This window comes from Streptomyces sp. NPDC003016 (assembly GCF_053591455.1).
This window is the reverse complement of sequence record NZ_JBSFTV010000034.1, coordinates 13,217-36,540: the sequence shown is the minus strand read 5'-3', so window position 1 is coordinate 36,540 and position 23,324 is coordinate 13,217. Positions and strand designations below refer to the sequence as shown.

The following is a 23,324-nucleotide window of genomic DNA, read 5'->3' as shown; positions in this document are numbered from 1 at the left end:
TTACCGGCGGGTACGACGTTGCGCGGTGCCTTGGACACACTGCTGCCGAACGAACGGCTGCGGCCCGCCCTGCCCCGCTACCGCCACCGCTCCGCTTCCACGGCGCTCGTCGCGCGGGTGGAGGGCGGCGGCGCTCCGCCCGCGGACCGGACGACCGCCGGGCCCGCGGGCGGGGTGTGGTCAACTCCTGGGCGCTGAGCTGAGCCGGGCCGCGGCTCAGACACGCTCCAGGGGACGGTGCGGCTCCGCCGGCAGTACGACCTCGATCCGGTCGCCGGGCCGCACCACCCCGCCCGCCCTGACGACGCTCATGATTCCGGCCCTGCGCACGGTGTTGCCCTCTGCGTCCCGGCTGATCACCTGCTTCAGGAGACCGTCCTGGAAGGCGTCGATCTGCACGCAGGGGTTGCGCAGGCCGGTGATCTCGACGACCGCTTCCCCACCGATGTGCAGCAGGGTGCCTCGCGGGAGTCCCAAGAGGCCGATTCCGCTGGTGGTGATGTTCTCGCCGAGCTGGCCGGGCTCGACCGTGAAGCCTTCCTGGAGCAACTCGCCGAAGAGCTCCTCGTGTATGAGGTGCACCTGGCGCAGGTTGGGCTGGGTGGGGTCCTGGGCGACCCGGGAACGGTGCTTGACCGTCGTTCCCGCATGCACATCGCCTTCCACGCCGAGCCCGGCCAGCAGTGTGATGCTGGCGCGGTTCGGCTTGGTGAACGCGTACTCGCCGTTGCTGCTGACCGCCGTGACTGTGCCGCCCATGGTGCGGAACTCCCCTCTTCCGTGCCGGTACTCGGCCCTTCCGGGACCCGGTCCCGGCACAGTCCGGGGCCGGGTCAGCGGCCGATCTCCTTGCGTGAGACCCGGCGCAGCCTGCGGCGCTGCGAGTTGTCCAGCATGAGATACGCCGCAACGGGCACGCCGATCATAACCAGCAGAGCGGGCCAGAACCCGATCACCCAGATCAGGGCGACTCCCACCACCACGCCACCGGTGGCGACCTTCGCGCTCTTCGACATCTCCGACGCCTCCTTCGCGGCTGTTGCCGCTCATGTTCCGGTAACGTGCGCGCCCGCGCCACAGTTCCGCCACGCGACCGTTAAACAGCGCCGCCGGTCCTGTCGGTCCTGTCGGTCCTGTCGGTCCTGAGAGGTTCGCCGACCTCGTGCATGTGCGTCAGCGCCTGCCGGTACGAGTCGATCAGTCCTGTCTCCGTGTACGGCATACCCAGCGCCCGGCAGTGCGCACGCACCAGCGGCTGGACGAGCCGCAGATTCGGGCGCGCCATGCTCGGGAAGAGGTGGTGCTCTATCTGGTAGTTCAGGCCGCCCAGGAACCAGTCGGTGAGTATCCCGCCGCGCACGTTGCGTGAGGTGACCACCTGTCGGCGCAGGTGGCCCCAGCGCTCGCCGCCGGGGTCGGGCATTTCCATCCCCTTGTGGTTGGGCGCGAAGGCCATGCCCAGGTGGAGGCCGAACAGCGCGTGGTGCACCAGCGCGAAGACAACCGCCTTGCCGGGCGACATGACGGTGAACAGAAGCGCGAAGTAGCCGACGAGGTGGGCCACGAGCAGCAGGCCCTCCACCATGCGCTCGCGCACCGGCTGGCGGCGCAGGTACGGGAAACCGTAGATCTTCAGCGCGATACCTTCGAGCAGCAGCATCGGGAAGAACAGGCGCGCCTGGTTGCGGGTGAGCCAGCGGGCGAAACCTTCGCGCTGCTCTGCTTGTTTCTGGGTCCAGACCAGGGCCCCCACGCCGACGTCCGGGTCCTTGTCGATGTGGTTCGGGTTGGCGTGGTGGCGTGCGTGCTTGTCGTTCCACCATGCCTGGTTCATACCGAGCAGCAGATTGCTGTGGACAAGGCTGATCACCAGGCTCACCCTGCGGTTTCCGGTTATCTGGGCGTGTCCGGCGTCGTGACCGACGAAGGCGGTACGGGCCCACAGCACTGTCAGGGGAAGGGCGAGCGGGAGCGTCCACCAGGAGTCACCGATGAGCACGACGCCGGTGACGACAGCGGCCAGGGCGAGCAGGTTGGCCGCGATTCCCAGCGCGTACCAGCCGGCGCGGCGCTCCAGGAGCCCCTGTTCCCTGGCTGTTCGCAGGAGCGGGGCGAAATCGCTCCCGGAGGTGCCTGTCGTGGATTCCGCGACGGCGGCGGCCTGGGGCATGGGGGTCTCCGGTCTGTAGGACCTGGCTCTGACCTCACGAAACTACGCACCGGACCTCTTGACGACCATGGTGTGAGCCCCCCTGTCCCGCTGGTGCGGGCCCCAGCTCACGGCAGTGGTGCTGGGTACACCGCCGGAGGGCGGATGCGGTGCCCGCGGCGGCTTCGGACCCGACTGGTCGAATGCGGGGGATACGGCATCGCTGTGCACCGGCCTCCCGCGGCAACGCTCTCCGAGATCTCCGGACTCACCCGATGCCCGGTGGTCTTCCTGCCCGCGGACCTGGCACGCGTCCGTCGGCAAGGTCGCCTTCTGGCGCTCCGACGGCAGCGGTCCCCCTTCCCTCCCCGGTACCGCCGGTGCACCGACCGTCGCGACGTCACCGACGGCGTCACCCCACGGACCGTACGGGCCCTTGTGCTGCCGGTACGGGACGCTCTGCCGGTACTGACCCGGGCGCGCGTCCGCGCCTGCCCCGCGCCACCGGCCACCCGGCTCCCACGAAGAACCCGGTGGGCGGGGTGGTACTTCCCGGAATCCGGTCCACGGGGCTTCACCGGATGCGTCCGCTCAGGGCGCGAGGCTGTGGTCCACCGGCCTCTCGGGGGGCTGTCCGGCCGCGGCGAGGGCGATGTTGCGGGCCATGCCGCCGAAGACGACGGCGTGGAACGGCGAGACGCTCCACCAGTACGCGTGGCCGAGCAGACCGCGAGGGTGGAACAGAGCCCGCTGGCGGTAGCGGGTGCGGCCGGCCTCGTCCTCGTCGGCGTACATCTCCAGCCAGGCAAGGCCCGGCAGCCGCATCTCCGCCCGCAACCGCAGCAGACGTCCCCGCTCGATCTCCTCGACGCGCCAGAAGTCCAGCGAGTCGCCGACCCGCAGCCGGTGCGCGTCCCGGCGGCCGCGCCGCAGCCCCACCCCGCCGACCAGGCGGTCCGCCCAGCCCCGCACCGCCCACGCGAGGGGGAAGGAGTACCAGCCGTTCTCGCCCCCGATGCCCTCGATCACCCGCCACAGGGCCTGCGGTGTGGCCTCGACAGCCAGTTCCCGCCGGTCGGTGTAGAGGCTGCCGCCGGACCAGTCGGGGTCCGTGGGCAGGGGGTCGCTGGGGGCGCCGGGCACGGACGCGGAGGACCAGCGGGTGGTGACCTGGGCGTCCTGGACCCGCTGGAGCGCCAGAGACAGTGCCGTGTCGACGCCGATCGGGGAGCCCGGCGGATCGGGTACGTAGGAGGCGATGTCGTGTTCGTGGCAGACGACTTCGTGGCGCAGCGATTCGGCGAGCGGCCGGGCGATCGCGTGCGGTACTGGCGTGACCAGGCCGACCCAGTGGCTCGAGAGCCGGGGTGTCAGGACCGGCACGGGGACGATGAGGCGCCGGGGCAGCCCCGCCACCGCCGCGTATCTGCGCATCATGTCGCGGTAGGTGACGACGTCGGTGCCGCCGATGTCGAAGGCACGGTTCACGTCGGCGGGCATGGAGGTGCTGCCGACGAGGTAGCGCAGGACGTCCCGTACGGCGATCGGCTGGATACGGGTACGCACCCAGCTGGGCGTGATCATGACCGGCAGCCGCTCGGTGAGGTAGCGGAGCATCTCGAAGGACGCGGAGCCGGAGCCGATGATGACGGCGGCGCGCAGTACGGTCGTCGCCACCCCGGAGTTCAGCAGGATCTCGCCCACCTCGGCGCGCGAGCGCAGATGCGGCGACAGTTCCCGGTCCGGCACGCCGTGCGGGGTGAGCCCGCCGAGATAGACGATGCGGCGGACGCCCGCGGCGCGGGCCTGCTCGCCGAAGATCCTGGCGGCCAGCCGGTCGGTGCGTTCGAAGCCGGGTCCCGTACCGAGCGCGTGGACCAGGTAGTACGCGACGTCGATGCCGCGCATCGCCTCGCGCACCGACTCCTCGTCGGTGACGTCGCCGCTCACCACTTCGGCACGGCCGGCCCAGGGGTGGTCGCGCAGTCTGCCCGGGGAACGGGCCAGACAGCGCACCTGGTGGCCGGCGGCGAGCAGTTCGGGGACCAGCCGGCCGCCGATGTAACCGGTGGCCCCGGTGACCAGGCACCGAAGAGCGGGTGCGTCGTTCTCGTGTGTCATTGCCTTCCGCCTGTTCAGTGGTCCGTGGATGTGCCGTCGGGCTTCTATAGGCTGTTCGTGTGGCCAGTACAGGTGAGCGGGAGTCCGGTGACGGTGGCATTGCCCCGAGCGGTCCGGCGGATCTTCAGGCGTTCGCGGTTCAGCTGCGCCGCATGAACGGCGAGATCAGCCGTCTTGTCCACGGTTTCGCACTCGGCCAGGGACTGCACGCCACGGACATCCAGGCGCTGGCGGTGATCCTCGACAGCACGGAGCCGGTGACGCCGGGCCTGCTGCGTGAGCATCTGGGTCTGACCTCGGGGGCCGTCACCGCCTGCCTGGACCGCCTGGAGCGGGCCGGGCATGTCAGGCGCTCGCGCGAGAGCGCGGACCGCAGGGTGGTTCATGTCCATTATGTGGAGGGAGCGCGGGCGGCGGCGCGTTCGTACTTCATGCCGCTCGCCACCGCCACCGACCGTGCTCGCCGGCGCTTCAGCGAGGAGGAGCTGTCGGTGGTCCTGAGGTTCCTCACCGCCATGAACGAGGAGCTGGGCGGGTTGCGCGTACCGCGCCGCTGAAAATCCTCCGGACGGCGTGGGCCCGGAGGGTTTGTCGGCTTGCTCAGGGGCTACTTTTATCTCAATCATTGAGATTGTTTTTCATTGAGGTACTTTCCACGTCCCAGGAGTTCTCATGTCCACCACCCCACGGCGGATCCGCTGGCTGCTTCCCGCCGTTCTGATCGTCGCCTGGCTGGCCGTCGGCGGCATGCTCGGCCCGTACGCCGGGAAGCTCGGCGAAGTCGCCACCAACGACCAGGCCGCCTTCCTTCCCCGCAGCGCGGAATCGACGAAGGTCGTCGATGCCCAGAAGGCCTTCCGTCAGGGCGAGACGCTCCCGGTGGTCGTCGTGTGGACCTCGGACGACGCGGGCGGCGCGGGCGGGCGGCTGAGCCAGGAGCAGCGGGGTGCGGCGACCCGGGCCCTGGCCACGCTCGCCGACAGCGCCGGGGTGGCGGGCGAGGTGTCCCCCGCCGTTCCGTCCCGGGACGGTCAGGCGCTGCAAGGGGTCGTGCAGCTGAGGCCCGGTCTCGGTGAGGAGCTGCCCGGCGTACTGGAACGGATCACCGGGGCCGCCGAGTCCGTACCCGGCACCACCGTGCAGCTCGCCGGTCCCGCGGCGAGCCAGGCGGACCTCTCCGACGCCTTCGCGGGCATCGACGGCCTGCTGCTCGGTGTGGCCCTGGTGACCGTGCTGCTGATCCTGCTGCTCGTCTACCGCAGTGCGCTCCTTCCGCTGGTGATCATCGCGGGGGCGGTCTTCTCGCTGGGCCTGGCGTGCGCTGTCGTGTACGTCCTCGCCGACCACGACGTGGTCCGGGTGGACGGCCAGGTGCAGGGCATCCTGTCGATCCTCGTGATCGGCGCCGCCACCGACTACGCGCTGCTGCTCACCGCCCGCTTCCGTGAGGAACTGGCCGCGGGCGCCGACCGGATCGCGGCCATGCGCGCCGCGCTGAGGCAGTCCTTCGGTCCGATCACGGCGAGCGCCGCCACCGTCGCGCTCGGCCTGCTCGCCCTGCTCCTGAGCGACCTGACCAACAACCGGGCCCTGGGGCCGGTCGGCGCGATCGGCATCGTCTGCGCCGTGCTGAGCGCCCTGACGTTCCTGCCCGCCGCCCTGGTCGTCCTCGGCCGCGCCGCCTACTGGCCGGCGAAGCCCCGGCCCGCCGGGGACGGGAGCGGCGGTCACGGCGTCTGGACGCGGATCGCGGCCCTGGTGGACCGCGCGCCGCGCAAGGTGTGGGCGGTCACCCTCGCGGCCCTGCTCGCCTGTGCCGCCTTCGCCCCGACCCTGGACTCCAAGGGCGTGCCCCTGGACGAGATCTTCGTCAACGACGCCCCGTCCGTCGCCGCCCAGGAGACGCTGGGCGAGCACTTCCCCGGCGGGTCCGGGAACCCGGCCGTCGTCATCGCCGGCGCCGGGGCCCTGCGGCAGGTGACGGCCGCCGTCGAAGACACCGAGGGGGTGGCATCGGCCGCCCCGGCGACGGCCTCCGGACGCCCGGGAGGCGGCGAGCCGCTCGTCGTCGACGGCAGGGTACGCATCGACGCCGTCCTCGCGGACGCGGCGGACACCGACGCCGCCAAGGAGACCGTCGCGCGGCTGCGCGACGCCGTGCGCGCCGTGCCGGACGCCGACGCCCTGGTCGGCGGCTACACCGCGCAGCAGTACGACACCCGGCGCACGGCGGAGCACGACCGCTCCCTCATCGTGCCGGTGGTGCTCGCGATCATCCTGGTCATCCTGGTCGGCCTGCTGCGCTCGCTGCTGATGCCCGTCCTGCTCGTCGCGACGGTGGCCCTGAACTTCCTCGCCACTCTGGGTGTTTCCTCGCTGGTCTTCCAGCACCTGCTCGGCTTCAGCGGCACCGACTCGTCCGTTCCGCTGTACGGGTTCGTGTTCCTGGTGGCCCTGGGCGTGGACTACAACATCTTCCTGATGTCCCGGGTCCGCGAGGAGTCGCTGCGGCACGGCACCCGGGAAGGTGTTCTGCGCGGACTGACCGCCACCGGTGGCGTCATCACCTCCGCGGGCGTCGTCCTCGCGGCCACCTTCGCCGCGCTCGGCGTCATCCCCCTGGCCTTCCTGCTGCAGATCGCCTTCATCGTCGCCTTCGGCGTCCTGCTCGACACCCTCGTCGTCCGCTCCCTGCTCGTTCCGGCCCTGGTCCGCGACATCGGCCGCACCGCCTGGTGGCCGGGGTCGCTCGGCCGCAGGCGCGACTAGGGCCCGGTGACGCGTGGGCGGTGGTCAGGGCCTGAGGCCGCCGACCACTTCGGCGGTGGCGGCGACCCCGTTCTGGATGGTCGGCCCCATGCTCGTACCGGCCAGGAAGAAGCCGAGCAGGACGCAGACCAGCGCGTGCGAGACCTTCAGCCCCCCGTTGCGCAGGAAGATCACCGCGAGAATCAGCAGAAGCAGCACCAACGAGATCGAAATGGCCATGGTCAACCTCCTCCGCCGCGCCTGGATTGCGGCATTCGGCCGTCAGTCTGGCGCAGCGGAGGGTCCATTCGGGCGGAAGACGTGTCCGCCGTACGGGTGTTGACTGGCGGTGACGGCCGACTACGCGCCGCGCGTACGGTCGCGCGTACGGTCATGCGCACGGAGGAAACGCTCCAGGCCCGCGAGGTCGTCGGTGTTGACGTGGTCCACGTCGGCGGCGAGGAGTTCGGTCCAGACGGCGTCCCGCGCCGGTCCCGGCAGGTCGGGTGTGGCCCAGAAGCGGACGCGCTGCCCGCGCCGGTGGGCGGTGGAGACGGCGGCGTGCAGCTTCGCGCGTTCGGCCGCGGGGAACGGGCCGGTGCCCTGCCAGGTGAAGCTGTACGTCCAGTTGCTGCTGATCAGGGGGATGAAGGAGGCGGGGGCCGGGTCCGCGCCGCCGGGACCGACCAGGTCGTCGAGGCGCCCGTCGTAGAAGGCATGGCGGACGCGCTGCGCCTCCATCGGGGCGCGGGCGGCGCGGTGGCCGGAGATGACGGGGGTCACCGCGCCGAGGTGGACGCGGCCGTACGCGTACGTGCTCAGCATCCGGCGGTACCGGCGCAGTTGGCGGTGGAGTTCGGGATAGGTGGCGGCGCCGTCGGTCTTGATGTCGATCAGCAGCTGCACGGGACGGCGGTATCCGCGGTGCACGGAGCCGTGGTCGGCCCCGACCCTGGCCGCCAGGGGGGCCAGGTAGAGCGATTCCAGGGTGCGCGACGGATCGAGGCCGGCCGGGTCGTGGGCGACGAGGAGCTGTCCGTCGACGAGGTGGATGTCCGCCTCCACGCTGGTGAAGCCGTGGGAGAGGGCGTCCAGGAGGGGGCGCGGGTGCTCGTAGTCGTTGTGCGCGTGCGCGCGGCGCAGGGGTCTGTGGCCTGGCTTCTGCTCGGCGGCCCGGGCGTACGAGGGTACGGCGACGGCTCCCGCGAGGGCGGCGGTGAGAGTGGTGACGGCTCTGCGGCGGGTGGGCGCGGTGACGGCCATGGTGCCTCCGGAGGCGTACGGGGCGTTGGGGACTCCGGCGAGTATCCGCCCCGTACAGCCTCAAGGGGCAGGCCCTTCACAGGAGTTCGGCCGATCGTCGCCCCCGGTTCAGACCGCCGCGGCGACGTCCTCCCAGCGGACCGTGCGGTCGCACCAGCGCTCCAGGAGGACACGGTCGTGGCCGACGGCCAGCAGGCCGGCGCCGTGTTCGCGCCGGTACTGCTCGACCACCGCGACCAGGGCCGCCGTCGTCGACGCGTCCAGCATCGCCGTCATCTCGTCGCAGACCAGCCAGCGCGGGCGCAGCACCAGGGCGCGGGCCAGACAGGCGCGTTGCAGCTGGCCGTCGCTCACCTCGTGCGGGCGCCGGGTGAGGAGGTCGTCGCCGAGCCCCACCGCCTGGGCCAGCTCACCGACGGCGGTGGCCGCTTCGTCGCGCCGCCCGGTGGCGCGCAGTGGTTCCGCGATCAGGTCGCGCAGGCGCAGGCGGGGGTCGGCGGACAGCCTGGGCTGCTGGAAGACCACGCCGATCGCCGTGCGCTGTTCGCGCGGGGCGCGGTGGCGCCAGCCGGTGACCGTGCGGCCGTCGAGGGTGACGGTGCCGGTGTCCGGGCGGTGGAGCAGGGCGGCGACCCGGGCGAGCGTCGACTTGCCGCAGCCGCTCGGTCCGAGCAGGCCGACCGCTTCACCGGGTTCGACGGCGAGGTGCGCGTCCCGTACGACGGGCTTCCCGCGTTCGTAGCCGGCGGTGATCGCTTCGAGTTCAAGCACGTGCGCTCTCCTGGGCCGACGGGTGGTGGCAGGCGACGCCGTCCGTGAAGTCGAAGTCCGGCCGCAGGGCGCAGACTTCGGTGGCGTACGCGCAGCGGGCGGCGAAGGCGCACCCCGGGGGCAGGTCTCCGAGCTCGGGCGGCATGCCGGGGATCGGCGCGAACGCGCGCTCCGGAAGGGCGTTCAGCAGGCCCCGGGCGTACGGGTGCCGAGGGCCCGTTCCCCGGAAGAAGCGCGTGGCGTCGGCGAGTTCCACGATGCGTCCCGCGTACATCACGGCGACGCGGTCGGCGATGCGCTCTGCGGCCGCGAGGTCATGGGTGATCATCAGCAGCGCGTGGCCGTCGTCGACGTGCCGGCGGAGCTCGTCGACGGTGCGGTCGACGAGGTCGCGGTCGAGGCCGGTGGTCGGCTCGTCCGCGAGCAGCAGGGGCGCGTCGCCGACGAGTGCGAGGGCGGTCGCGGCGCGCTGCGCGAGTCCGCCGGACAGTTCGTGCGGGTAGCGGTCGAGGTGGTCCACCGGGAACGCGGCCCGCTCGGCCGCCGCGCGGGCCGCCTCACGCACGTCCTGCTTCCGCGTGCCGGTCAGCTCGCGCAGCGTCTCTCCGAGCTGCGCTCCGACGGTCCGTACGGGCGTGAGGTGGGCGGCGGGACTCTGCGGTACGAGTCCGACACGGCGTCCCCGCACCGTACGCGCCAGGGTGCGTTCGTCGGTGGTGAGCAGATCGACGTCTCCCAGGAGCGCGGACCCCGCGGTCTGGGCGTTGCCGGGGAGCAGTCCGAGCAGCGCGGAGGCGAGCACGGACTTGCCGCAGCCGCTCTCACCGACGAGGGCCAGGCACTCCCCCTGAGCGAGGTCGAAGCCGGCGTCGGCGACGGCGGCGATGTGCCGCCCTCCGCGCATCCGGAACCGCACGGAGAGTCCCCGCACGGACAGCAGGGGCGGTCGACGCTGCGCGGGACGGTCCGCCTTCGCGTCGCTTCCCGTGTCGGCGTCCGGCGCGGAACGGGCCGCGTTGCGAACGTTCCCCGGAACAGGTTCGTGAACGTTCCCCGGAACAGAGTGATGAACGTTCCCCGGAACGGACGGGGGCGCCACGAGGGAACGCTCCGAAACCGCTTCGGCGTCGTGCGGGCCGGCCGCGGCCGGGGTCTGCGCGGCCGTGGGAACCGGCTTCGCGTTCTGGGGCGGTGTCACAGCATCAGCTCCGATCGGCGGCGCGGGTTGATCCGCTCCCGCCAGGAGCCGGCCAGGCCCGCGATGGCGAGGGTCGGGATGATCAGGAGGAGACCGGGGAAGAGCGTCGGCCACCAGTCACCGGCCAGCAGCGAGCTGCGGGCCGACTGGACCAGGTTGCCCAGGCTCGCCTGGTGCGTCGGCAGGCCGAGGCCCAGGAACGAGAGGGCCGACTCGTGCCACATCGCGTGCGGGACCATCAGGACCGCCGCGAGCCCCGCCTGCGGCAGTACGCCCGGCAGAAGATGCCGCACCGCGACCCGCCACCGCGACGCGCCGCCCGAGACCGCCGCGTCGATGTACGGGCGCGAGCGCAGCGAGAGGACCTCGGAGCGGACGATGCGGGCCGTGGACAGCCAGTGTGTCAGGGCCACCGACACGATCACCGGCCACACCCCCGGCCGGAACATCGCGACGATGAAGATGCCCAGCAGCAGGTGCGGGATGGACGAGAAGGTGTCGACGAGCCGCATCACCACACGGTCCGTCCAGCCGCCGAACGCCGCGGCCGCCGCCCCCACCGCCGTACCGATGAACGTGGCGACGAGCGCCGCGACCAGGCCGACCATGAGGGAGACGCGCAGTCCGTACACGCAGCGCAGCAGCAGATCGCGCCCGACGTCGTCCGTCCCGAACGGGTGGGCCAAGGACGGCGGCTGGAGCTTCATCGACAAGTCGACGGCCTGCTGGTCGAGGTTGGCCAGCGGCGGTACGACGAGAACGGCGAGCACCACCGCCACCACGATCACGACGGAGGTGCGGACGCGGACCGTGCGCGTCGAGCGGCGGGTGCGCCCGTGCGAGCGCCACACCGCGAACTCGGAGACGGGTCCGGAAGCGGGTCCGGAAGCGGGTCCGGAAGCGGGTCCGGAAGCGAGTTCAGCCATCGAAGCCCACCCTCGGGTCCGCGAGTCCGTACAGCAGGTCGGAAAGCAGGTTCCCGGCCAGGACCGCCGCCGTGGCGAGCACCGTCAGCGCCGCCAGCAGCGGGAAGTCCACCGAGGTCGCCGCCTGCACGGTCGCCGCCGCGATGCCCGGCCAGCTGAAGACCGTCTCGACGAGCAGCGCACCGGTGATGAGTTCGGGCACGCGCGAGCCGATGAGGGTGAGCGTCGGCAGCATCCCGGAGCGCAGGGCGTGTCCGAGCAGCACGGTACGTTCGTTCAGCCCGCGCGCGCGGGCGCCGCGCACCGGGTCCTCCTCCAGCGCGTCGGCGACACCCTGGCGTACGTAGAGGAAGAACCAGGGAAGCTGCGAAACACCGAGAACGGCCGCCGGCAGCACCAGGTGCGTGGCGACCTGCCCGAGGGTGACCACGTCGCTGTCGGTGTCGGTCAGACCGCCGGCCGGCAGCACTCCCAGCCTGAGCGCGAAGAACCACATGGCGAGCAGGCCCAGCCAGAAGGCGGGCGCCGCTTCCAGGGTGTACGCCGCCGAGCTGACGGCCCGGTCCAGCCAGCCGCCCTGCCGGCGCGCGGCCAGCACGCCCAGCGACGTGCCGAGCAGGATCGCGACGAGGAACGCGGTGACGGCGAGCAGCACCGACCAGCCGAGGCGTTCGGCGATGACGTCGATGACGGGCTGGCGCATCACGCTGGAGTCGCCGAGGTCCCCGGTGACCGCCGAGGCCAGCCAGTGCCACCAGCGTTCGACGAGCGGCTGGTCGACGCCGAGGTTGGCGCGGAGCTGGTCGAGGTTCTCCTGCGAGGCGGTGAGGCCCGCGGTGCCCGCGTAGGCCTTGACGGGGTCGAAGGGCGAGGCGGCGGCGACGGCGAAGACGCCGAAGGTCACCACCAGCAGGACGGGGGCGGCGAACAGGAGCCGCCGCCCCGCCATCCTCGCCATCGGCCTCCAGGGGAGCTTCCGGCTCGGGTGTGTCACTTCTTCGGAGTCCAGTCCTCGACGTTCCACCACGGTCCGGAGGCCAGCCCGTGATCGTGCGGCTCGATCTGCGTCGTCAGCCCGGACCACTTGTCGTCGACGACGTACAGGTGGTCGATGTGGGTGAGGAAGGTGTAGCCGGGGTTCTTCACGAGCTCGCGCTGGACGGTGTCGTACGCGGCCTTGCGGTCGGCCTTCTCGCCGCTCTCGCGGCCGGCCTTGAGCGCCTTGTCGACGGCCGGGTTGTCGTACCAGGCCATGTTGTTGAAGGCGTCGCCCGCCAGCGAGGACTTGAGGAGCGTGTACTGGTCGAAGTCGGGGTCGCCGGGCGAGCCGCCGCCCGCGAGCACCGCGTCGTGCTTCATGCGCGGCATGATGACCTCCCAGGTGCCGGCCTGGGTCTTGATGTCGATGCCGGCCTTCTTCGCGTCGGACGCGTAGGCGAGGGCGTGGTCCTGGCGGAGCTTGTCGCCGGAGAGGTACCAGAGCGGGAACTGGGCGCGTACGCCGTCCTTGACGCGGATGCCGTCGGCGCCGGGCTTCCAGCCCGCCTCGTCGAGGATCTTCTCCGCCTTCGCGAGGTCGTGGACGCGCTCGGTGCCCTTGGCGAACCAGGGGCTGTCGGTCGGGACGGGACCGTAGGCCGGCTTGCCCGCGCCTTCGAGGATCCTGTCGATCATGGCCTGGCGGTCGACGGCCACGTCGAGGGCGCGGCGTATGCCGGTGTCGCCCGTGACCTTGTTGTGGGTCGGCAGGGTCACGGTGCGGTAGTCGAAGGACTTGGCGGCGTACGTCGTCCTGCCGGCCTCGTCCTTGAAGGTCTTGGCGAGGTTGGGCGGCAGGATGGCGCCGTCGAGGTCGCCGGTGCGCAGCCGGGTGGCGCGCACGTCGTCGTCCTTGATGATCGCCATGGTGAACTTCTTCACCTTCGGCGCGCCGCCCCAGTAACCGGGGTTGGCCTTGAAGCTGAGCTTCTCGCCCTTGGACCAGCCGGTGAGGACGTACGGTCCCGTGCCGACCGGCTTCGTCGTGAAGGGGCCGCTGTTGACGTCCTGTTCGCCCGCGACGTGCTCGGGAGCGATCGGAAGGACGGTGCGCTCGGCGAACGGCGCGTACGGGTACTTGAGTGTGAAGACGACCTTGTGGTCACCGTCGGCCCGGACGTCCTCGACCGCGTCGAGTTCGGTCTTGGAGGCGTTGTTGGTCTTCTTGTCGAGGATGGTCTCGTAGGTGAAGACCACGTCCTTCGACGTGAAGGGCCTGCCGTCGCTGAACTTCACGCCCTGACGCAGGGTGTACGTGTACGTACGGCCGTCGTCGGTGACTTCGGGCAGCTCGGCGGCGAGCGCCGGCCGGAGCTTCATCTCGTCGTCGAAGGTGAGCAGCCCGTCGAATATCTTGGAGTTGCCGTCCTTGCCGTAGCCGAGGAGCGGGCTGAGCGTCTCGGGCTCGTACGCGATGCCGACGACCGCGGAGTCCTTGGAACCGCCGGATCCGGATCCGGCCCCGGACGCGCCCGGCTTCGAGCAGGCCGCCGCGGTGATGGCCAGTGTTCCGGCCAGCGTCGCGGCGGCCGCCCCACGTATCGATCGGGACAGCATGGCTCTCCACACCCCTAATAAAGATCAACTGTTATTGCGAACCGGTCGCAATTAAACCGTATGTAAAGGGGTGCGTGCTCCACTGCCCCTTACCGGGGCAGGCAGGGGCCCGCGCCGCTCCGGCGCGGGCCCCGTGCTACTCGGGCGCGGGCAGGCCGACGAGCCGCGCCACCGCCTCCGTGTGCCGGCCGGGCGCGCCCAGCGCGATCGAGTCCGCCTTGGCCCGCTTGAGGTAGAGATGCGCGGGGTGCTCCCAGGTCATGCCGATGCCGCCGTGCAGCTGTACGCACTCCTCGGCCGCGTGCACCGCGACCCGGGAGCAGTACGTCTGAGCGACCGCCACCGCGAGGGGCGCGTCCGCGCTGCCCGTGGCCAGGGCGTCGGCGGCGTTGCGGGCGGCCGCCCGCGCCGAGACGACTTCCAGCCACAGCTGCGCCATGCGGTGCTTGAGCGCCTGGAAGGAACCGACCGGGCGGTTGAACTGCTTGCGCTCACGCGTGTAGCGGACGGACTCCTCCAGGCACCACTCGGCGAGCCCCAGCTGCTCGGAGGCGAGCAGCCCGGCCCCGGCGAGCAGTCCGCGCCGCACCGGGGCCTCGGCCGAGCCGGCGAGCCGGCGGCCGCGGGCCCCGTCGAGGGTGACGGTGGCGAGCGGCCGGGTCAGGTCGAGCGGGGTCAGCGACTCGACGGTGACGCCGGGCGCTCCTGTCTCCACCGCGTACAGCCCGTCCTCGGCCGGTACGAGCAGGACCGCGGCGGCGGCCGCGTCCGCGACGCCGGTGACGCGTCCGCCGAGCGAGCCGTCACCGTCCGCCCGTACCGCGCCGGAAAGTCCGCTCCCGGGAGCGGCGGACAGCGGGACGGCGAGCGCCACGACCGTACCGCCGCCGGCGAGCGCGCCGAGGAGCTCCCCGACCGCCCCGTCCTCGGTGTCGCACCCCAGCAGGGTCTCGGCGGCGATGACCGCTCCGGTGAGGTACGGCACCGGGGCGACGCTGCGGCCCAGCTCCTCCAGCACCACCGCGGCCTCGCGGTGGGTGGCGCCCTGGCCGCCGAGCTTCTCGGGCACGAGAAGCCCGGCCAGGCCCATTTCGGTGGCCAGCGATCCCCACAGCCGCGGGTCGTACGGCGTGTCCGACTCCGCGCGGGTGAGGACGGCCGCGTGGTCGCAGCGGTCGGCGAGGAGGGAGCGTACGGCCGCGCGCAGGTCGTCCTCGGCCTCGGAGTACAGCAGGTCGGGCTGAGCAGTCCGTGCGGTCATCGGGCGAGGTCCTTCCAGGCGATGTCCTTGTCGCTGCGCGGCTCGGACGGCAGGCCGAGTACGCGCTCCGCGACGATGTTGAGCAGCACCTCGCTCGTACCGCCTTCGATGCTGTTGCCCTTGGAGCGCAGGTAGCGGTAGCCGGCGTCGCGGCCGGTGAAGTCGACGCGTTCGGGGCGGTGCATGGTCCAGTCGTCGTACAGCAGCCCTTCCTCGCCGCGCAGTTCCACCTCCAGGCCGCTGATCTCCTGGTTGAGGCGGGCGAAGGCCAGCTTCATGCCCGAGCCCTCGGGGCCCGGCTGGCCCGCGACGAGCTGCTGGCGCAGCCGCTCGCCGGCGAGGCGGGCGACCTCGGCCTCGACCCAGAGGCCGAGCAGGCGCTGGTGCAGGTCGTGGGTGCGCAGTTCGGGGCGTTCGCGCCAGGTTCCGGCGACCGGGCCGATCATGCCGCCCTCGCGCGGGATGCGGGAGCCGCCGATCGAGACGCGCTCGTTCATGAGGGTGGTCTGCGCGACCTTCCAGCCCTCGCCGACGGCGCCGAGGCGCCGGCTGTCGGGGATGCGTACGCCGGTGAGGAAGACCTCGTTGAACTCGGCCTCACCGGTGATCTGGCGCAGCGGCCTGACCTCGACCCCGGGATCGGTCATGTCGCACACGAAGTACGTGATGCCCTGGTGCTTGGGCAGATCAGGGTCCGTACGGGCGATGAGGATCGCCCAGCGGGCCACATGGGCGCTGGACGTCCACACCTTCTGCCCGTCGACGACCCAGTCCTCACCGTCGCGCACCGCGCGTGTGCCGAGTGCCGCGAGGTCGGAGCCCGCGCCCGGCTCGCTGAACAGCTGGCACCACACCTCCTCACCCACCCACAGGGGCCGCAGCAGGCTCTGCTTCTGCTCGTCCGTACCGAAGCGCAGGATGGTCGGCGCGGCCATGCCGAGGCCGATGCCGATCCGCCGCGGGTCGTTGTCGGGCGCGCCGGCCGCCGCCAGTTCCGCGTCCACGACGGCCTGGAGGGAGCGGGGCACGCCGAGTCCGCCGAGACCGACGGGGTAGTGCACCCAGGCGAGTCCGGCGTCGAAACGGGCCTTGAGGAAATCCGTACGGTCCGTAGTGGCCGGCGGGTGCGCGGCGAGCAACTCCTGGGTCAGCCTTCGCACTTCGGCTGCGTCGGTCATCGGGTCGTCCCCTCCGGTACGACGACCACGCGTCCCGTGGTCGTGCCGTCCGCGACGCGCTGGACGGCGTCCGCCGCGTCCTTCATGGCCACGCGCTCGCTGACCAGGGGCCTGATGGCTCCCTCGGCGGCCAGCCGGGTGAGCTCCTGGTGACAGGCGAGGACCGCGGCCGGGTCCATGGTGTTGTAGAGGCCCCAGTGCAGGCCGACGATCGAGTAGTTCTTCACCAGGGCGTGGTTGAGCCCCGGTGAGGGGATCGTGCCGCTCGCGAAGCCGACCACGACGATGCGGCCCTCGAAGGCGACGCACTTCACCGACTTGGCGTACGCGTCACCGCCCACCGGGTCGTAGACGACGTCGGCACCGCGCCCGCCGGTGGCCTCCTTGACCTTGGCGACGATGTCCTCGCCGCGCCGGTCGATGACGAGGTCGCAGCCCAGCTCCCGGGCGGTGCGGGCCTTCCCGGGGCCGCCGACGACACCGATGACGGTGGCGCCGGCCGCCTTGCCCAGCTGCACGGCGGCGCTGCCGACGCCGCCCGCCGCCGCGTGCACCAGCAGGGTCTCCCCCGCCTTCAGGTGCGCCCGGCGGTGCAGCCCGAACCAGCCCGTCTGGTAACCGATGTGCAGGGCGGCCGCCTCGGCGTCGTCCAGCGGTTCGGGTGCGGGCAGCACGCCGGCCGCGTCGACGACGACGTACTCGGCGAAACCGCCGTGCGGCAGCGCCGGGGTGGCGATCACGCGGCGGCCGTCCTCCGTCTCGCCGCAGATCTCGACGCCCGGGGTGAAGGGCAGGGGCGGCCGTACCTGGTACTGGCCGCGGCAGAGCAGGGCGTCGGGGAAGTTGATGTTCGCGGCACGCACCTTCAGCAGGAGCTGCCCTTCGCCCGGCGTGGGTGTGCCGACCTCGTCGAGGCGCATCACCTCGCCCGGCTCGCCGTTCTCGTGCACTCGCCATGCCTGCATCCGAGTTCCTCCACCACACCGTAGGCAGTACCGCGCTCGGCGCATACTAAGCGGTCGCTTGCACCGATGGGAACAGCTTCGGCGCCATCATCCCGACTTCGGCCTGGCCCGTACGTGCATCCGCTCCCCCTGGGGACCGAAGAGGCTCAGGATCTCCACGGGCTCCTCCCCCGCCGGGCCGAACCAGTGCGGTACCCGCGTGTCGAACTCCGCCGCCTCGCCGGGGCCGATCTCCAGATCGTGCGGACCCAGCACCACCCGCAGCCTGCCCGACAGGACGTACAGCCACTCGTAGCCCTCGTGCGTGCGCGGCTCGGGGTCCCTGCGCTTCTGCCGGTAGACCACCTTGTAGGCCTGGAGGCCGCCGGGCTGCCGGGTCAGCGGCAGATACGTCTGCCCGTCCCGCTCGATCGACTTCATCCGCACCCGGGGGTCCCCGACCGGAGGCGCGCCCACCAGCTCGTCGAGCGGCACCTGGTGGGCGCGGGCGATCGGCAGCAGCAGCTCCAGGCTCGGTTTGCGGCCGCCGGACTCCAGCCGGGACAAGGTGCTCACCGAGATCCCGGTCGCCTCGGAGAGTGCGGTCAGGGTGGCTCCGCGTTCCTTGCGCAGTGCGCGCAGGCGCGCGCCCACACCGTTCAGTACGCCGACCAGGTCCTTCTCTCCATCCATGAGGACATTGCAGGATCGGCAAACCGCTTTGTCAAGGAGTGGCGGCCTCTTCTGCCGCCGCCGGGCCGACGAGCTCTTCCAGTACGTCCTCCATGGTGACGAAACCGATCACGGTGCCCTTGTCACCGGTGACGGCGGCCAGGTGCGTACCCGCGGCCCGCATGGCGGTCATGGTGTCGTCGAGCGGCGTGTCGATCTCGACCCGGATCACCGGGTGCAGCGCGGAGCGCGGGAACGGCCGGGTGCGCTCGGTGACGCCGAGCCCGTCCTTGATGTGCAGGTAGCCCAGCACCTCGTCGCCCGGTCCGGTGACCGGCAGCCGCGAGAACCCCCAGACCGCCGCCGCCCGCTCCAGTTGCTGCGGGGTGGTGGTGTGGTCGACGGTGACGATCCTGCTGAGCGGCACCATCACCTCGCCCACCGGCCGGTTGCCCAGCTCCAGGGCGTCGCGCAGGCGCTCGCCGTCGGCCGGCGCCAGCAGCCCCGCCTCGCTGGAGTCCTTGACCAGGCGGACGAGTTCGTCGTCGGTGAAGACGGAGGCGACCTCGCCCTTCGGCTCGACCCTGAGCAGGCGCAGCAGCGCGTTGGCGAACGCGTTGACGCCGAAGACGACCGGCCGCAGGGCATGGGTGAGGGCCACCAGTGCCGGCGCCAGCGCCAGCGCGGACGGGACCGGAGCGGCGAGCGCGATGTTCTTCGGCACCATCTCGCCGACCAGCATGTGCAGGTACGTCGCCAGCGTCAGCGCGATCACGAACGCGATCGGGTGGATCAGCGCTTCCGGTACGCCGACGGCTTCGAAGGGCGGCTCCAGAAGGTGGGCGATGGCCGGTTCGGCGACCGCGCCCAGGACGAGCGAGGAGAGGGTGATGCCGAGCTGGGCGGTGGCCATCACGGCGGACAGGTGCTCGATCCCCCAGAGGGTGCTCCTGGCGCGACGGCTGCCGCTGACGGCCTGCGGTTCGATCTGGCTGCGCCGTACGGAGACGAGGGCGAACTCGGCTCCGACGAAGAACGCGTTGGTGACGAGGGTGAGCGCGCCGATGGCGAGCTGGAGAGCGGTCACCGGACTTCCTCCGCGGTCTGCGCCGCGGAGGCGGACGCGGGAACGCTCGAGGGAACGCCGGCCGGCGCCGGCACGGGCGCGATGATGCGGACCCGGTCCGCCCGGTGGTGCGCGACATCGAGGACGGCGAGCTTCCAGTCGTCCACGTCGAGCCGGTCGGCCGGGGCCGGAATGCGCTCCAGACGCGTCGCGATGAGACCGGCGAGCGTCTCGTACGGACCGTCGGGCGCGCGGAAGCCGATCTCCTGGAGCTGGTCCAGGCGGACGCTGCCGTCCGCCTCCCAGACCGGGTGGCCGTCGTCCGACGGCTCGCCGGCGGCGAGGCCGGGGCGTTCGTCCGGATCGTGCTCGTCGCGCACCTCCCCCACGACTTCTTCGACGATGTCCTCGACGGTGGCCACTCCCGCCGTACCGCCGTACTCGTCGATCACCACGGCCATGGTGCGGCTGCGGCGCAGCTGCTGGAGCATCCGGTCCACCGGGAGGGAGTCGGGGACCAGCAGGGCCTCGGTGGCGAGGTCGGTGACCGGGGTCCTGCCCCGCTCCGCCTCGTCCAGGGCGAGGACGTCACGGATGTGGACGGTGCCGATCACCTCGTCCAGGGTGTCGCGGTAGACGGGAAACCGGGACAGGCCGGTGGCCAGGGTGAGGTTGGCGGCGTCGGCGGCGGTGGCGCGGGCCTCCAGCGCCTGGACGTCCACGCGCGGCGTCATGACGTTCTGCGCGGTCAGTTCGCCCAGATGCAGGGTACGGACGAACAGTTCGGCGGAGTCCTGCTCGATCGCGCCCTCGCGGGCGGAGTGCTGCGCCAGCGCGACCAGTTCCCGCGGGGTACGGGCGGACGCCAGTTCCTCGGCGGGTTCCAGGCCGAAGCGCCGCACCAGGCGGTTCGCCGTGTTGTTGAGGTGGTGGATCAGGGGCCCGAAGGCGGCGGTGAAGGCGCGTTGCGGGCCGGCCACGACCTTGGCGACGGCCAGCGGGCTGGAGATCGCCCAGTTCTTCGGGACCAGCTCGCCGACCACCATCAGCACCACGGTGGACACGGCGACTCCGAGGAACGTCGCGACGGCGGACACGGCCCCGGCGGGCAGCCCGGCCGCTTCCAGGGGGCCGCGCAGCAGCACGGCCAGGGACGGCTCCGCGAGCATGCCGATGACCAGAGAGGTCACGGTGATGCCCAGCTGGGCGCCCGAGAGCTGGAAGGTGAGGCGCTTGGCGGCCTTCAGGGCGCTCACCGCGCCCCGTTCACCGGCCCGCGCGGCCCGCTCCAGTTCGCCGCGCTCGATCGTGGTCAGGGAGAACTCGGCCGCGACGAACACCGCGCACGCCAGCGTGAGTGCGAGGGCGAGGAGCAGAAGGAGGACTTCGGTCACCGTGTCACCTCCGCCCCATGGTCCGACGGGACGGAAACGACATGGCTCGTACGGGGAGGCTCACCCATTGCGGGACCGCGGCTCCTTCTTCGGTCGGGTGATCATTCGGTCAGATGATCCGATGTTCCGGGCGGGGCGGAAAGCCACCCCTCACAGCCTTCAATAGTAAAGGGGGAGCAAAGCAATGTCAGGTGACGGCGACCGCGGCCACCGGAAAAGGCAGACACGACGCGGCCCCCGGACCGGCGGCGGATTCCAGGGGCCGCGTCACCACCGCCTTCCCTACCGCACGATCACCTCGGCCACCTGCGGCGCGCTCCCGCCCCCGCTCCAGCGCAGGCGTACGGCCGAGGCCAGTTCGTAGTCCACGGTGAACTCCTCGTAGCCGCCGTCGGCCCGGCCGACCGTGAGCCAGGCGCCGTCGGCCTCGCGTACCTGCACAGCGGCCCGCGCGGAGCTGCCCTCCGGCTGGAGGACGGTCACGGACGTCACCACCGACGTCCCGCCCAGGTCCACCTGGAGCGCCTCGCCCGGCTCCGGCGCGCGCGCCGCGCGGTAGACGCGGCCGACGTCTCCGTCGGCCGCCGCAGCCAGGCTGCTGCCGGCCGCCGCCGGTGGTCCGCCGGTCACGGCCGCGTCCTTGGTCTCCACGGCGAACTCCCGCACGACGAGCCAGTTCGTCTGCCCCGCCGTGGCCCGCGCCCGTACGTAACGGGCCTCGGCGGCGGCCGGGGCCGTCGCCGTCACGACCGGCTGGCCGGAGAACACCGCGAGCTGTTTCCAGGAAGTGCCGTCGGACGAGTACTCCAGCACTCCTTGGCGCATGTAGTCGTTCGCGCTGCCCGGCTTGCCCATGGCGAGCGAGACACCGCCGATCTCGCGTTCCTTGCGCAGGTCGACCGTCACCTGGTCACCGGCGGCGGCGGCACGGCTGCTCCAGAAGAACGTGCTGTCGTCGCCGTCGACCATCCGGGCGACCGTGTTGCCCTGGTAGGCGGGCAGGCTGGTCAGGCCCCTGATTCCACCGGTGACACCGAGCAGCCGGTCGTGCTCGGCGGCCGCGTCCTCGGTGAACTTGTCGAGCACTCCTTCGCCCACGGCCACCGGGATCTTGCGTCCCTCCAGGTCGGTGTACGTGAAGGACTTCGCCGCGGCGACGAGCCCGGGCAGCCGTTGCCGCTGTTCCCACGCGCGCTCGCCGTCTCCGTCGCGGGCCAGTGCGACCATCCGCAGTGCGGCGCGCGTCGCGACGCCCCACGCCTCGGCGGCGTCGAGCCACGGTTCGCTGTCGCCGATGAATTCCCGCTCGGGGAGACGGTCGCGCAGGACGTCCGGCGACTTCTGGAGGTCCGCCAGCGCGCCGTCCAGGCTGCGCTCGTCCTCGGACTCCCAGAACCGCTCGATCTCGGCGGCCAGGTCGGGAGCCTGCTGGGCGTTGATGCGGGAGCTGTAGTTGACGTCGGAGAAGACCCGCAGGGCCTTCTGCGCCTTCGCGTCGCCGCCCGCGTACTCGGAGATCGCCGTCTGCCAGGAGGTGCGCGGATCGTAGGCCGCGTCGTTCCACGCGTAGTCGGCGATGGTGATCAGCGGGATCTTCGAGGCGTACGCCTGGTTCATCGGGTTGGCGGTGATGCCGGAGCCGAGCTCCGCGGGCATCCCCTCCTCCCGGCCGTTGTAGGGGCCGAGCAGCAGCCGGTTGGTGACGTAGTCGTTCACCGGGTAGTTGTCCCAGAGCAGGATCGGGTGCGCGAAGACGTCACGCGCGGCCCTCGCCTGGGCCACCGTGATCACCGGCGCGATGACGCCGACGCCGGTCCACTCGACCACCACGTCGTCGTCGAGCTGCTCGGCGAGCGCCTTCTTGTACGGGGACGGAGTGACGTTGTAGTACTCCGTCGGCACCATCTGCAGCGGCGCGGCGCCCGGGTGGGCGGCGATGAAGTCCTGGTTGACCCGGTTGAGGAGGTACGCCTGGGCGGCGCCGGCGGCGGCGGCTCCCGTCCCCCACTTGTCCTGGTCGGCCTGGCAGTTCCACCTGGTGTAGCTGATGTCGTCGAGCGGCACGGCGTAGGTGCGGACACCGAGGTCCCAGACCGTCTCGAACTTGTCGGTCAGCGCCTTGATGTCGGCCTCGGAGCTGTAGCAGACGCTCAGACCGGGCGACAGCGCGTAGGTGAACTCCACGTGCCGGGCGCGGGCCCGGCCGACGAGCTCCTCGATCTTCGCGAGCTGGGCGGCGGGATAGGGCTCGCGCCACCTCTCGCGCAGATACGGGTCGTCCTTGGGCGAGTAGACGTAGATGTTCATCTTGTGCTCGCCGTAGAAGTCGAGCTGGTCGAGACGGGCGGCGTGGGTCCACGGGATGCCGTAGAAGCCCTCGATGACGCCGCGGACCGCGGTGCCGGGCCAGTCACGGACCTCGACGCCCGCGACCTTCGCCCCGGGGCCGCTGCGCTCGGGGAGCAGCAGGCGCAGTGACTGGGCCGCGTAGTACGTACCGGCCGCGTCCTTGCCGGAGAGCGCGACAAGGTCCTCTCCGACACCCAGGACGTAGCCCTCGGCGGGGAGTCCGTCAGGGCCCTCGATGCCGAGGTCGGCGAGCGCCTCGGCGGTCTGCGGGGTCTCCCCCGGGCCGCCGACGTAGACGGTGAGCCGGCTCCTGACGGGGCGCTCGCCTCGTACGACCTGGTGCGCACCGGCGTCGAGGAGTGCTTGCCGGGCCACCTCCAGCGCGGCGGCGTCGGCCTTGTCGCCCGCGACGATCGTCACCGTCGGGGTGATGGTGGCCCGGTCGTAACGCTCTTCGACGTCCCGCGGTGTCGGGGTGATGGCGGAGGCTGATCTTCGGGCGCTGCCACTCGGCGGGTCGGTGGCCGAGGGGGTGGCGGCCGAGGGGGTGGCGGCCGAGGGGGTGGCGGCCGAGGGGGTGGCGGCCGTCGGGTCGGCGGCAGGCGGGTCGGCGGCTGCCCCGACGGCCGGGACTCCGAGCACCAGGGCGAGAGCGGCAGCGAGCATGGCGAGCGGGCGCAGGCGGAGCG

21 protein-coding genes are annotated in these 23,324 nt (G+C 71.9%); 3 read left to right on the top strand and 18 right to left on the bottom strand.

Annotation, left to right across the window (positions count from 1 at the left end; all coding sequences use genetic code 11):
• Positions 1–30: 30 nt before the first annotated feature.
• Positions 31–198, top strand: a complete 168-nt coding sequence (locus ACWDZ4_RS26365; RefSeq protein ID WP_451510921.1) for a hypothetical protein — start codon at positions 31–33, stop codon at positions 196–198.
• Between the two features lie 18 nt (positions 199–216).
• Here ACWDZ4_RS26365 and ACWDZ4_RS26360 read toward each other — a convergent pair whose 3' ends face one another.
• The 4 genes from ACWDZ4_RS26360 to ACWDZ4_RS26345 all read right to left on the bottom strand — a co-directional run bounded on the left by ACWDZ4_RS26360 (position 217) and on the right by ACWDZ4_RS26345 (position 4,270).
• Entirely contained in the window at positions 217–759 is a 543-nt protein-coding gene (locus ACWDZ4_RS26360; protein WP_451510865.1) for an MOSC domain-containing protein, read from the bottom strand.
• Positions 760–833: 74 nt separating this feature from the next.
• Positions 834–1,016, bottom strand: a complete 183-nt coding sequence (locus ACWDZ4_RS26355; RefSeq protein ID WP_344494029.1) for a hypothetical protein — start codon at positions 1,014–1,016, stop codon at positions 834–836.
• Between the two features lie 80 nt (positions 1,017–1,096).
• Complete coding sequence (locus ACWDZ4_RS26350) at positions 1,097–2,170, bottom strand: fatty acid desaturase family protein (protein WP_451510864.1); 1,074 nt, start codon at positions 2,168–2,170, stop codon at positions 1,097–1,099.
• Positions 2,171–2,740: 570 nt separating this feature from the next.
• The gene (locus ACWDZ4_RS26345; RefSeq protein WP_451510863.1) at positions 2,741–4,270 is read right to left on the bottom strand and encodes an SDR family oxidoreductase; all 1,530 of its coding nucleotides are present in this window, start codon (positions 4,268–4,270) and stop codon (positions 2,741–2,743) included.
• A 59-nt stretch (positions 4,271–4,329) separates the two neighbouring features.
• On the opposite strand from ACWDZ4_RS26345, the gene ACWDZ4_RS26340 reads away from it, so the two are divergent.
• Positions 4,330–4,827, top strand: coding sequence for a MarR family winged helix-turn-helix transcriptional regulator (locus tag ACWDZ4_RS26340; RefSeq protein ID WP_451510862.1), 498 nt, complete (start codon positions 4,330–4,332; stop codon positions 4,825–4,827).
• A 115-nt stretch (positions 4,828–4,942) separates the two neighbouring features.
• Entirely contained in the window at positions 4,943–7,039 is a 2,097-nt protein-coding gene (locus tag ACWDZ4_RS26335) for an MMPL family transporter (protein WP_451510861.1), read from the top strand.
• A 24-nt stretch (positions 7,040–7,063) separates the two neighbouring features.
• On the opposite strand, the gene ACWDZ4_RS26330 is transcribed toward ACWDZ4_RS26335, so the two are convergent.
• From ACWDZ4_RS26330 to ACWDZ4_RS26265, 14 genes are all read right to left on the bottom strand, one after another.
• Positions 7,064–7,258 carry a hypothetical protein gene (locus tag ACWDZ4_RS26330; RefSeq protein WP_344494007.1) on the bottom strand — a complete coding sequence of 65 codons (195 nt, stop codon included), beginning with the start codon at positions 7,256–7,258 and terminating at the stop codon, positions 7,064–7,066.
• A 120-nt stretch (positions 7,259–7,378) separates the two neighbouring features.
• Complete coding sequence (locus ACWDZ4_RS26325) at positions 7,379–8,281, bottom strand: phosphatidylinositol-specific phospholipase C/glycerophosphodiester phosphodiesterase family protein (RefSeq protein ID WP_451510860.1); 903 nt, start codon at positions 8,279–8,281, stop codon at positions 7,379–7,381.
• Positions 8,282–8,389: 108 nt separating this feature from the next.
• Complete coding sequence (locus tag ACWDZ4_RS26320; protein WP_451510859.1) at positions 8,390–9,052, bottom strand: ABC transporter ATP-binding protein; 663 nt, start codon at positions 9,050–9,052, stop codon at positions 8,390–8,392.
• Entirely contained in the window at positions 9,045–9,956 is a 912-nt protein-coding gene (locus tag ACWDZ4_RS26315) for an ABC transporter ATP-binding protein (protein WP_451510914.1), read from the bottom strand. Before ACWDZ4_RS26315 ends, ACWDZ4_RS26320 begins: the two co-directional genes overlap by 8 nt.
• 290 nt (positions 9,957–10,246) lie before the next feature.
• Entirely contained in the window at positions 10,247–11,176 is a 930-nt protein-coding gene (locus tag ACWDZ4_RS26310) for an ABC transporter permease (RefSeq protein WP_451510858.1), read from the bottom strand.
• A complete protein-coding gene (locus ACWDZ4_RS26305) occupies positions 11,169–12,134 on the bottom strand; it encodes an ABC transporter permease (RefSeq protein ID WP_451510857.1) in 966 nt (321 codons plus the stop codon). Before ACWDZ4_RS26305 ends, ACWDZ4_RS26310 begins: the two co-directional genes overlap by 8 nt.
• A gap of 32 nt (positions 12,135–12,166) precedes the next feature.
• Entirely contained in the window at positions 12,167–13,771 is a 1,605-nt protein-coding gene (locus tag ACWDZ4_RS26300; RefSeq protein ID WP_451510856.1) for an ABC transporter substrate-binding protein, read from the bottom strand.
• A 136-nt stretch (positions 13,772–13,907) separates the two neighbouring features.
• Positions 13,908–15,032 (bottom strand): acyl-CoA dehydrogenase family protein, encoded by a 1,125-nt coding sequence (locus tag ACWDZ4_RS26295; protein WP_451510855.1) that lies wholly within the window; start codon positions 15,030–15,032, stop codon positions 13,908–13,910.
• Positions 15,029–16,210 carry an acyl-CoA dehydrogenase family protein gene (locus ACWDZ4_RS26290; protein WP_451510854.1) on the bottom strand — a complete coding sequence of 394 codons (1,182 nt, stop codon included), beginning with the start codon at positions 16,208–16,210 and terminating at the stop codon, positions 15,029–15,031. Before ACWDZ4_RS26290 ends, ACWDZ4_RS26295 begins: the two co-directional genes overlap by 4 nt.
• Positions 16,207–17,175 (bottom strand): NADPH:quinone oxidoreductase family protein, encoded by a 969-nt coding sequence (locus ACWDZ4_RS26285; protein WP_451510853.1) that lies wholly within the window; start codon positions 17,173–17,175, stop codon positions 16,207–16,209. Before ACWDZ4_RS26285 ends, ACWDZ4_RS26290 begins: the two co-directional genes overlap by 4 nt.
• 87 nt (positions 17,176–17,262) lie before the next feature.
• Positions 17,263–17,847, bottom strand: a complete 585-nt coding sequence (locus ACWDZ4_RS26280) for a helix-turn-helix domain-containing protein (RefSeq protein WP_451510852.1) — start codon at positions 17,845–17,847, stop codon at positions 17,263–17,265.
• A 31-nt stretch (positions 17,848–17,878) separates the two neighbouring features.
• Positions 17,879–18,913: a hemolysin family protein gene (locus ACWDZ4_RS26275; protein ID WP_451510851.1), complete on the bottom strand. Its 1,035-nt coding sequence runs from the start codon at positions 18,911–18,913 to the stop codon at positions 17,879–17,881.
• Positions 18,910–20,286: a hemolysin family protein gene (locus ACWDZ4_RS26270; protein WP_451510850.1), complete on the bottom strand. Its 1,377-nt coding sequence runs from the start codon at positions 20,284–20,286 to the stop codon at positions 18,910–18,912. Before ACWDZ4_RS26270 ends, ACWDZ4_RS26275 begins: the two co-directional genes overlap by 4 nt.
• A 282-nt stretch (positions 20,287–20,568) precedes the next feature.
• Positions 20,569–23,301: a beta-N-acetylglucosaminidase domain-containing protein gene (locus ACWDZ4_RS26265; protein ID WP_451510913.1), complete on the bottom strand. Its 2,733-nt coding sequence runs from the start codon at positions 23,299–23,301 to the stop codon at positions 20,569–20,571.
• Positions 23,302–23,324 lie beyond the last annotated feature (23 nt).